The organism is Leuconostoc falkenbergense, assembly GCF_014634805.1.
GTDB classification, from domain to species: Bacteria; Bacillota; Bacilli; order Lactobacillales; family Lactobacillaceae; genus Leuconostoc; species Leuconostoc falkenbergense.
The window spans coordinates 30,556-40,252 of sequence record NZ_BMBS01000016.1 but is presented as its reverse complement, the minus strand read 5'-3'; the positions used below and the strand labels follow the sequence as shown (position 1 = coordinate 40,252).

The following is a 9,697-nucleotide window of genomic DNA, read 5'->3' as shown; positions in this document are numbered from 1 at the left end:
CGCCGAAAGTAGTTGGAGGATCGCTTCCTGCGAGGATAGGACGATGCGGTGCCGTACATAAGAAGAACGAGAGCAGTCAATTTAATTTGATTGCTCTTTTTGCTATACTATAGTCAATGTACTTTAGTAAGTAAATACGGTATAATGGATGTATCTTATGAATTTTGAGGGCAACGATGTATGGTTACACTTTTTTCATCGCCTAGTTGCACCTCTTGCAGAAAAGCTAAGCAATGGTTAGAAGATCACAATATTCCCTATATTGAGAGAAACCTGAACAAAAACCCCATTAATGCTAATGAGGTGAAAGAAATGCTTCGTTTGACTGAAGATGGTACTGAAGAATTAATTTCGACCAGATCCAAAATTTTTTCAAAATTAGCGGTTAATTTGGATGATATATCAATTAATACATTAATTGATTTAATTGTGGCATACCCTTCACTTTTGAAAAGACCAATAATTATGGATGACCGAAGGATACAAGTAGGCTATAATGAAGATGAGATTCGCCGTTTCTTGCCTCGAGACGTTCGTCAACGTGAACTTTTTCGTGCAACCTACAAAGCGGATTTTGAAGAAGCAGCAAAAGATTTAGTTGTTGAGGAGAGTTAATGTCTATTTTCCTTAAAACTATTATTTAAAATTTTAATTAGAAAGGTAGTGTGAATATGGAACGAGAGCGTATCAATGAAAACACAATTCGTGTAATGATCAATAATTCTGATCTTGAAGATCGTGGTATTTCTGTAATGGAATTGCTTGGCAATCATGATAAAATCGAGTCCTTCTTTTACAACATTCTTTCTGAAGTTGATACAGAGCATGATTTTGATGATGATGATCAAGTTTCATTTCAGATATTACCCAATCGTAATGGACTGGAACTATTTATTTCCAGATTAGATTCCGAAAATCAAGTTGGTGATATTCTTAATAACATTATGGATTTTGCAAATAAGAAAAATTCAGACATTGATGATATTTCAGATGAGCGTCGCACTGAATTGCGTCAATCTGACGACGGAAGTGTTAAACACCCAGTGATACCCAAAAAATCGGTTACAAAAAGTTCTAACAGCTTTGAGAAAACAATTACGATTAAATTATTTAGTTTTGAATCAGCTATTGCAATTGCCAAAACTTTTGACGCTAAAAATTTCATATCAGATCTGTACCGATATGATAACACCTTTTTCTTACAATTAACGCCTAAAAACGATGACTTTAGCTGGGAAGAACTGAAAGATAAATTGGCAATTGTCTTTGAATATGGTAATTTAAGTGATGTTAATAATGACGTGCTTAAAGAACATGGTGAACCAGTCATGGTAAAGAATGCTGTAGATCAATTAAATCAGTTATTTTAATTAGGCGCTTGCGCCTTTTTTTGATACAATAGTATAAGATTGATTTAGAGGAAGTATTATGACGAATATTTTAATGATGATGGCAACCGTTGTTGTGTTATGGATTTTGTTTGCATTTGGTGGATGGTTTTGGGTATTTGTGTCAGCCAAACAAAATGGCAAACTTTTAAAGCCGGAAGACTTTGCTGCTAAAATTGATGCGGACAACGGTCAAATAATTGATGTTCGTGAGAGCGAGCCGTATAAGCGCTCTCATATTATGGGTGCGCGCAATATCAGTGCCATGAATTTTTTGCAGGGTAAATCCGGCTTACGGCAGGATCGTGATATTTTTCTTTATGACGATAATTTGCGAAATGTGGTTCGTGTTGCCAAGTCACTGAAAAAACAGGGCTATGATAAGGAAAAAATCTTCATACTACGTGGTGGCTTTAGCCGTTATGAGGGAAAAAAGACGAAATAAAAAGAACCGCTTGCTAAGCGCGGTTCTTTTTAGTAACGTGATTGATGCGCAGCAACGCTACGACGAATAGCAGCTTTTGACACTTGATTATATGTCTCTTCCGCTTTCTCCTGTGGCTTAATCACAGTTTGACGATATCCCAATGCTGTACCTGCGGCAACGATGGCAGAACCAATTACGCCAACAATAACACCTAATCTAAATGATTTCATATTCTAAACACTTCCTTAAATTCTTAAGACTTCTTAAATACTATTATCGACTATTTTCTTTAATTTGTAAATAAAAAAGATTGGATAAATGATGACAGAAATTATTGCACATCGTGGCTATCGTCTAGTCGCACCCGAAAATACACTCCCTGCCTTTGAGGCAGCCTTAGCTTTTCACCCTGATATGCTTGAAATGGATGTTCATAGAACGCTGGATGGTAAATTAGTGATTATTCATGATGAGAAGGTAGACAGAACAACTAATGGAACAGGTTATGTCAAGGATTTGACATTAGCCGAAATTAAGGCGCTAGATGCTGGTAGTTATAAAGAACCCAAAATGTCAAATGTAACTGTGCCAACTTTATTTGAGTTTTTGACTTTCTTGAAAGAACAACAATTTAATCAAACATTGTTACTAGAAGTTAAAACAGATCATGTGACGTATCCTGGCATTGAATCCGAAATTTTAGATATGGTCGAAATTTTCAAGCCGAATTATCCTATTATCTATCAGAGTTTTAATTTGGAATCATTGAAAATAATTAGAAAACTAAAACCTGATGCCGAAATAGCGGCACTTGTATTTTGGGTGACGCCTAAAGTTTTATGGTTAAAATTTCGTGGGGTTTTTGATTACATTCATCCTGACATTAGAATACTAAATAGGAAACCCGCTTTTTTTTGGCGAAAAAATGCGCACATCCGACCTTGGACTGTGGATAAAGAAAGTGATATGAGACGTGTTTTTGAGGCTAATATTCCGGGAATTATTACTAACCAAGTGGCCTTGGCAGTTAAAATGCGTAAGGAAATACAAGAGCATGAATAAAATAATAGTCATTACCGGCCCCACTGCTTCAGGCAAGACAGGCGTGGCAATTCAGATAGCAGAGCAATTTCATGGTGAAATAGTGTCAGCGGATTCAATGCAAATTTATCGTGGCTTGGATGTAGGAACTGCTAAACCAACTGTTCACGAACAAGAAAAAATGCCACATCATCTCATTGATGTCGTGAATATGACAGATAATTTTTCCGTAGCTGAATTTGTTGCCCTAGCGGACGAAATCATAGAAGATATTAGCAATCGTGGTAAGTTACCAATCATTGTTGGTGGTACTGGTTTTTATCTGAAAGCATTGCTTGGGTTACAAGCATTGGAATACAGTCCCAATGATCCTAATTTGTCATCTGAATTAGCCAACAAAACACTACCACAATTAGTTGATGAATTAACAGAAATAGATGATGTTCTTGCTAAACGCGTTGATTTGAATAATAGGCAACGTGTGATTCGCGCAATTCAAATAGCACATCAAGGACATAAACAACAGACAACAGTAAAGCGGCCGACATATGATGCGCTGATTGTTGGATTAGATTGGCCACGCGAGACATTGTATCAGCGAATTAACCAACGTGTCACTAATATGGTAAGTGAAGGTGTTTTAAATGAAGCACAAGCGGTTTTAAACGCCGGTGGAGAGACTTTGCAGGCAGGGAAGGCCATTGGGTACAAGGAGTTTTTTGGTTACCTAAACGGTGAGGAAAAACTTGACGAAGCCGTAAAACAATTACAGCAAGATTCCAGACGGTATGCTAAAAGGCAATTAACCTATTTACGCCATCAATTACCGGGATTAATTTGGATAAAAGGTGAAACTGCCACACCTGACTTAAAAAAAATGATTCGCAACTGGTTATAGACAGCTGTGAATCATTTTTCATTGATAAACTAATAGTATTGAAAGCGCTAGTAGGAAAACGTAAATCATATTTTGCCAGTTGCCAATACGCGCTTTAACAAACTGTAAAACGAAAGCAAACATGCTAAGTATAAAAATAACAATCGTCGTAGCACCAACATGGTGACTTAGCAAAGCAGCCCAAAAGAGGCCAATTGACAACAAACTAAGTTTTCTGCCATCTGGATTTGGCATAATGATTGGGGTGAAGTAAAAGAAAAAGGCAAAAAACATCGGTAATAATTGAATAATAAACTTCTGCGTTAAATAATTATTTTCACTGTAAAAAATAGCAATTGGAATGGTAAAAGTGGCCAAGACACTCAGCAAAATTAATCCCAAAATATTTTGTAAACCCAGCCACAACTGTTGGACTCCAATAAAAAAAGCAACTAAGATGAGTAATAATAACCAAATTTCGTGACGTGCTTGAATAAGTGAGTTAAATGTGAATAAAATACTGAAAGCAAAAAATAAATAGCTTAACAAACTACGAAAATTTTGTGTCATCATGAGAGCTATGCCAATAGCTATTGTGATTGTGTAGCCAAATAAAGGTGCTAATGCCCACGTTAAGTCTCCCTCAAGGTCTTGCGTATGCATTAGCGGTAAGCGCCACCAAACGAGGTTGAGGGAGATAACAATCACAATCAGAGGGACCCAAAAACGCCAATCTTTCAATTTTGCCGGTGAAAAGTTTTCGAGGCTTCTCTTGTCTCTGGCATCTGTGCTCAAACGTCGTGGTAAAATGGTGCCATCTGGCATTCGTTGAGATAGATTTTGTTGTTGGTAGTAGTCTTGATCCATAGCTAATATTGTACCGTAAAAATGGACAAATGACGTATCGTTTTTATGACAGAATTGTATCATTATCAGCCAACTAATCCGAAAGCACACGTAAATAACCTATAAGTCGGTTGAATTATACAAGGAAGTTTGTTACAATTATCAGTACAATTTAAAACAGCTATCAAGAGCAGGCGAGTGATACAGCACTTTGACCCTGCACCAACCGGCGGTAAATTTAACAATTTGCAGTGTACGGTGGTAATTCTGTACAGATAGTCGTCACGTTAGCGTGTTCGACGATGTCGAGCGCGCTTTTTAATTTCGGCTTTAGCTTTTTATTTTGCAAAACTGGTGGCGACCTTACGCAGGAGAATATCAATGACAAAATTTTTCACTTCAGAGTCTGTCTCAGCTGGACATCCTGATAAAATTGCAGATCAAATTGCGGATGCAATTTTGGACGCTGTTTTGGCGCAGGATCCTTATGCACGATCAGCTGTCGAGGTGACAACATCAACGGGAGATGTATCAATTTTTGGGGAACTATCTACTAACGCATATGTTAATATTCGCCAAATTGCCACAGACACAATTAGAGAAATCGGTTATGATAAAGCAGAATTAGGTTTTACAGCAGATTCTGTTAATGTTTCAAATAAGATTGTTGAGCAATCATCTGATATTGCGCAGGCAGTAAATAATGCTGATGATGATCCCGAGCAATTAGGCGCTGGCGATCAAGGCATGGTGTTTGGCTATGCGACTAATGAAACAGATAGTTATTTGCCATTGACTTTGGCATTGTCACATCGTTTAATGCGTCGTATTCGTGATGTACGCGAATCTAATCAGCTAAGTTACCTCCGTCCAGATGCGAAAGGTGAAGTAACTGTTGAATTAAATGATGACAACCAAGTGCAACGGATTGCTGCAGTGGTTATATCGACACAACACAATGACGCAGTATCACTTGAGACGCTTCGTAAAGATGTCCGTGAGTTGGTAATCGATAAGGTTTTGCCACAAGAATTAGTTGATGATCAGACAAAATATTATATCAATCCATCAGGTCGATTTGTTTTGGGTGGACCGCAAGCTGATTCTGGGTTAACAGGTCGTAAAATTATTGTTGACACATATGGTGGTGCGGCGCACCATGGTGGTGGTGCTTTTTCTGGAAAAGATGCGACAAAAGTGGATCGCTCGGCCGCTTATTTTGCCCGCTATGTGGCTAAAAACATGGTTGCCGCAGGTGTAGCTGATCGACTTGAATTACAAGTTGCATATGCAATTGGTGTAGCTGAACCTGTTTCACTTAATGTTGAAACATTTGGCACTGCTAAAATTAGTGACAATAAAATTACTGAAATTATCACACAATTATTTGATTTCAGACCATTAGCAATTATTAATCACTTAGATTTACGTCGTCCTATTTATAAGCAAACTGCTGCTTTTGGTCATTTTGGTAGAACGGATATTGATTTACCTTGGGAAGCTTTGGATAAAGTTGAAGAAATTAAAAGCTTGCTCTAATTCATGTTAAAATGATTGTATGGGTAAAAAACAATCAACAATTCAATTTTTGATATTTGGCATGGCTATTGGTGAAAGTATCGCGTCTTTGCCTGCTAATGATCAAGATAAGGTGTTAGATCAACAATTTGATAAACAGTTGGAGTGGGGAACACAGGTCAGCTTATCATTAGCAACAACGGCCAGTTTAACAAGAGGCTATCAGTTGGCAGATGTTATGGCTCACTTACAGAACTGGTACCAAATACGGCAGTATGCGCCTGTGGGGACACACCAAACCGTTGATGACGTCACAAAAAAAGCATTAGATAATTATATAAAAAATCGTGATATGCTATCTGCCGGTGTATCAGATGATGCAGCAGATAGTGATAACATTTTGGCACGTATGTTGCCGGTGGCACTTTACTTGCATCACCAATATGGCACTTCTTTTGTTAATGATGAAACAGCGATGATGCTACTTCATCGTATTGCCGGTTTAACGCACAATGATGAGGGCGCCTTAGTGACAGTGGGTATGATGAGCCTAATCCTGAGCCAAATTTTAGACGGCAATAATTTATCAGATGCTGTTGAAAATGGGTTAGCTTTTGGGTTTGAGTATTACTCAAGGCACCAAGTGTTTGTTGCTGAACTTTCTGCGTTTGATGAGCTTAATTTGCCGGATTTTAGAAATATTCCGGCCGAAAAAATAGTATTAGATGGCAAAGCCGCTTCTACCTTAGAGGCAGTCATTTGGAGTTTGCTGAATAGTCACAACTATACTGAAGCGATCAAAAACTCATTGGTTCATGGTCATGCTAATAGTGTAGTTCCAACCTTAGTTGCTGCCATGGCAGCTGTTTACTATCGTGATGAAATGGTAATCAACCTCAGTCAAAAATTCGTAGCACGCCGTTTATTGGCGACGATTGTGTCACAAGCTGAGCGCTCCGCTCGTTTTAATTGATATGTAAAAATTCCAAGTCGTGAGATGACATCTCATTGACTTGGAATTTTTTTATTCAAATCCAAAATGGATAATGTTCAAATTTTAATTGAAAATCGTAGCTACCATTGCCTAATTCCTCACCGTCAACTTGGCCGGGTTGAATGTCACGGACATGAATAGAAGCATTTTGTGACATTTTGATATGATGAACCTTTTTGAATTTGAGATGTCTGCCATTTCTTTTTAAAGCAAGAAACATTGCTACAAACTCAGCAAAACTCATTTTCTCTGCGATAACCAAATCTAATCCAAAGGTTGTGAGCTTAGCTTCAGGCAAAATTGCGATACCACCACCAAAATAAGCGTGGTTAGTTAGTGTCAGCAAAAAAACACGCGGAAAATTGAGGTAGTCATCTCCTGAATTAATCGTAACAGGAAAACTCTTTTGATTTGTAAATACCTTGAGAACAGAAAAAAGATAGCTCAATGAACCTAAACCAATTTTGTTGAGACGGGCTTTCCATTTATCATGATTGGTTTGTGAGACGACTGCTGCATCGAAACCAATGCCTAAATTATTGACAAAATACCTTGTTTGCTTTTTTGGTGCATCACCAACAATTTTGCCGACCGTCAGTAATTGTGAGGATCTAATTTTTGCTAGTCGTGACAAAGATTCATTGGCATCACCTAATTGTGCCGCACGAGCAAAGTCATTGCCAGATCCATTGGGTAGATAAGCAATGGGCAGTGGGTTTCGTCGTTTAAATTTGAGTAATCCGTTGAGGACTTCATTTAATGTACCGTCACCACCAATCGCCAATATGACATTGTCTGAAGGAATATCAGGCAAATCCTTAGCTAATTTTTTTGCAATACGGGTTGCTTGTCCTGCAAAAGTCGTGTCTTGCCATGAGACAAAGGTTAGTTGATATTTAATTGTTGAGATTGTTTCTTGGTGGCGTCCACTGCCAGCAAGAGGATTGTTAATAACATAGAATTGTGGCATTGACACGCTCAAACTTTCAAACAAATTAATTTTATTGTAACAAAAAAAGCCCGTTAAGGCTATTTATCAAACGATAAGTACGGTTTTTAGGATGTTTTTTAACCAAGAAAATGGCGTAATTGGGCCATGCGATTAATGAGTGCTGTTACGGCAATTGGTGCACCGTCCTTAATTTGCACAACTTGTAGCGCAATTTCTGCATGCTGTTTTTCTTCTCTAGTTAGCGGTTGGAGTTCGAAACCAAAGATATCTTGCAAAATCAAAATATCTTCTTCCACTTCAGCCCAAGCTGGACTCTGAGTTTTTAAGATTTGTAGGGCATCCATGTTGACATAACGAGCCAATTCTCGGAAGTCCTGCTTCATACTTGGATAATGTCTCACAAAAACACCAAGATGGTCAGCATTAAGCTGTTTCAGGGCACGCCCGAAACCAATAAATTCAGGGGGAACACCAACAGAATAGAACGCACCTGTGAAGTTAATTGCCCGAGGCAATTCGATACCATCAACAGAACGCGAGTAGCCAAGAACACCAACGTGTTGACGACGATCACGACGCTTTGGAAACGCCTTGAAAATTGGTTGCATACTTGGCACTAAGTTATCTAGCGTATTTGAATAATATTTAGCTGAAATTTCAGCAACTTCGGCTAATATTTTTTGGTCTTCAGGGTTAATTTTGAGTGGTTCGGCAACTGGTAGTTCTGCTTTTAATTTGGCAATGGCGGATTGGACATCCTCCAATGGAAAATCATAACGGAAAGCTGATTGGACTGTCGCTGTTCTGACACCGGGAAATTCTTTGACATAGCGATCAATACGACGTGGTGATAGACCACCTCTAAAAATAGCCGATCCTGTTCCAGAAATAGGATAGATTTCAATGTTTTCTTGCTCAGCAAATTCATGTAATCTTGCAATTGCTAATTTGTTACCTGTAATCGAACTCATAAATCCGGCAGTCAAGGCTGAATCAGATCCTGCCAAGAACACACGTAAATACTTTGGTCGGAAACCAAAATGTTCTTCATGGAGTGTTAAGTATTCTTTTAAAATTTCCGGTGCATGTAATTGCGTATCAAAATCTTCAAATAACGGAATCATTTCGATATAAGGTGTGTTTTTATCTGAACGCGTGAACTCTGCTGTTTTGAAATTTGCTAATTTTTCAAATAAAAGTTGCATTTTTAAAATTTGGTCTGCACGCTGTGCCATTGGCAAGATGGCTTCAAATAAAGGCCGAGTGAAGCCAAGATCATGTGCAAAATCTTCGGAACTCAAAAAGGCGGTCATTGCTTGCATCAAGTTGTAACCTTTTTCTTCCCAAATATTTGGAAATCGGAATGTTAAAAACTTGTCTCGTCCAATTTGATTTTCCTTGAAATAGTCATACTCTGAGCTGAATAAGCGATCAATGACTGCGGCATCGGCATGTTTACCTTCCCAATCCCACATATATTCGTCAACATTTAATTCACTAAAGTTTTCAAATGCTTCGCTGGTCTCACGATAAGCGCTGATGAATGGTTGCTGAGAACTGTCCCAGAAAGGTGCATTAGCGTTATCGGGATGCTGTGTACCCATGATTGTAGGAATTTTACGTGTTGTCATGATAGCTCCTTAATGTTTTACTT

General features: G+C 38.2%; 11 protein-coding genes and 1 riboswitch. Of the genes, 7 read left to right on the top strand and 4 right to left on the bottom strand.

The window, feature by feature from the left end; all coding sequences use genetic code 11:
- Positions 1-180: 180 nt before the first annotated feature.
- From spx to IEU71_RS04795, 3 genes are read left to right on the top strand one after another with little or no spacing between them, the layout of a single operon-like run.
- Complete coding sequence (spx, locus tag IEU71_RS04805) at positions 181-615, top strand: transcriptional regulator Spx (RefSeq protein WP_036068072.1); 435 nt, start codon at positions 181-183, stop codon at positions 613-615.
- Positions 616-671: 56 nt separating this feature from the next.
- Positions 672-1,370, top strand: coding sequence for an adaptor protein MecA (locus IEU71_RS04800; protein ID WP_036068070.1), 699 nt, complete (start codon positions 672-674; stop codon positions 1,368-1,370).
- Positions 1,371-1,428: 58 nt separating this feature from the next.
- Positions 1,429-1,833, top strand: a complete 405-nt coding sequence (locus tag IEU71_RS04795; RefSeq protein ID WP_036068068.1) for a rhodanese-like domain-containing protein — start codon at positions 1,429-1,431, stop codon at positions 1,831-1,833.
- Between the two features lie 29 nt (positions 1,834-1,862).
- Here the strand turns inward: IEU71_RS04795 and IEU71_RS04790 are convergent, their stop codons facing one another.
- Entirely contained in the window at positions 1,863-2,045 is a 183-nt protein-coding gene (locus IEU71_RS04790) for a DUF3042 family protein (protein ID WP_036068066.1), read from the bottom strand.
- 91 nt (positions 2,046-2,136) lie between these two features.
- Between IEU71_RS04790 and IEU71_RS04785 the strand changes: the two genes are divergently transcribed.
- On the top strand, positions 2,137-2,877 hold the full coding sequence (locus tag IEU71_RS04785; protein ID WP_143470301.1) for a glycerophosphodiester phosphodiesterase family protein: 741 nt from the start codon (positions 2,137-2,139) through the stop codon (positions 2,875-2,877).
- Positions 2,870-3,754: a tRNA (adenosine(37)-N6)-dimethylallyltransferase MiaA gene (gene miaA, locus IEU71_RS04780; protein WP_036068063.1), complete on the top strand. Its 885-nt coding sequence runs from the start codon at positions 2,870-2,872 to the stop codon at positions 3,752-3,754. The genes IEU71_RS04785 and miaA overlap by 8 nt, the downstream gene beginning before the upstream one ends.
- Before the next feature lie 18 nt (positions 3,755-3,772).
- Here the strand turns inward: miaA and IEU71_RS04775 are convergent, their stop codons facing one another.
- Positions 3,773-4,600 (bottom strand): hypothetical protein, encoded by an 828-nt coding sequence (locus IEU71_RS04775; protein WP_036068061.1) that lies wholly within the window; start codon positions 4,598-4,600, stop codon positions 3,773-3,775.
- A gap of 157 nt (positions 4,601-4,757) precedes the next feature.
- Positions 4,758-4,861: riboswitch (SAM riboswitch) on the top strand.
- A 99-nt stretch (positions 4,862-4,960) separates the two neighbouring features.
- Here IEU71_RS04775 and metK point away from each other — a divergent pair.
- Entirely contained in the window at positions 4,961-6,118 is a 1,158-nt protein-coding gene (gene metK, locus IEU71_RS04770; protein ID WP_036068058.1) for a methionine adenosyltransferase, read from the top strand.
- Positions 6,119-6,137: 19 nt separating this feature from the next.
- On the top strand, positions 6,138-7,070 hold the full coding sequence (locus tag IEU71_RS04765) for an ADP-ribosylglycohydrolase family protein (RefSeq protein ID WP_036068056.1): 933 nt from the start codon (positions 6,138-6,140) through the stop codon (positions 7,068-7,070).
- A 55-nt stretch (positions 7,071-7,125) separates the two neighbouring features.
- On the opposite strand, the gene IEU71_RS04760 is transcribed toward IEU71_RS04765, so the two are convergent.
- Complete coding sequence (locus IEU71_RS04760; RefSeq protein WP_080519656.1) at positions 7,126-8,061, bottom strand: diacylglycerol/lipid kinase family protein; 936 nt, start codon at positions 8,059-8,061, stop codon at positions 7,126-7,128.
- A 98-nt stretch (positions 8,062-8,159) separates the two neighbouring features.
- Positions 8,160-9,674, bottom strand: a complete 1,515-nt coding sequence (gene ppcA, locus IEU71_RS04755; RefSeq protein WP_036068052.1) for a phosphoenolpyruvate carboxylase — start codon at positions 9,672-9,674, stop codon at positions 8,160-8,162.
- Between the last annotated feature and the right edge of the window lie 23 nt (positions 9,675-9,697).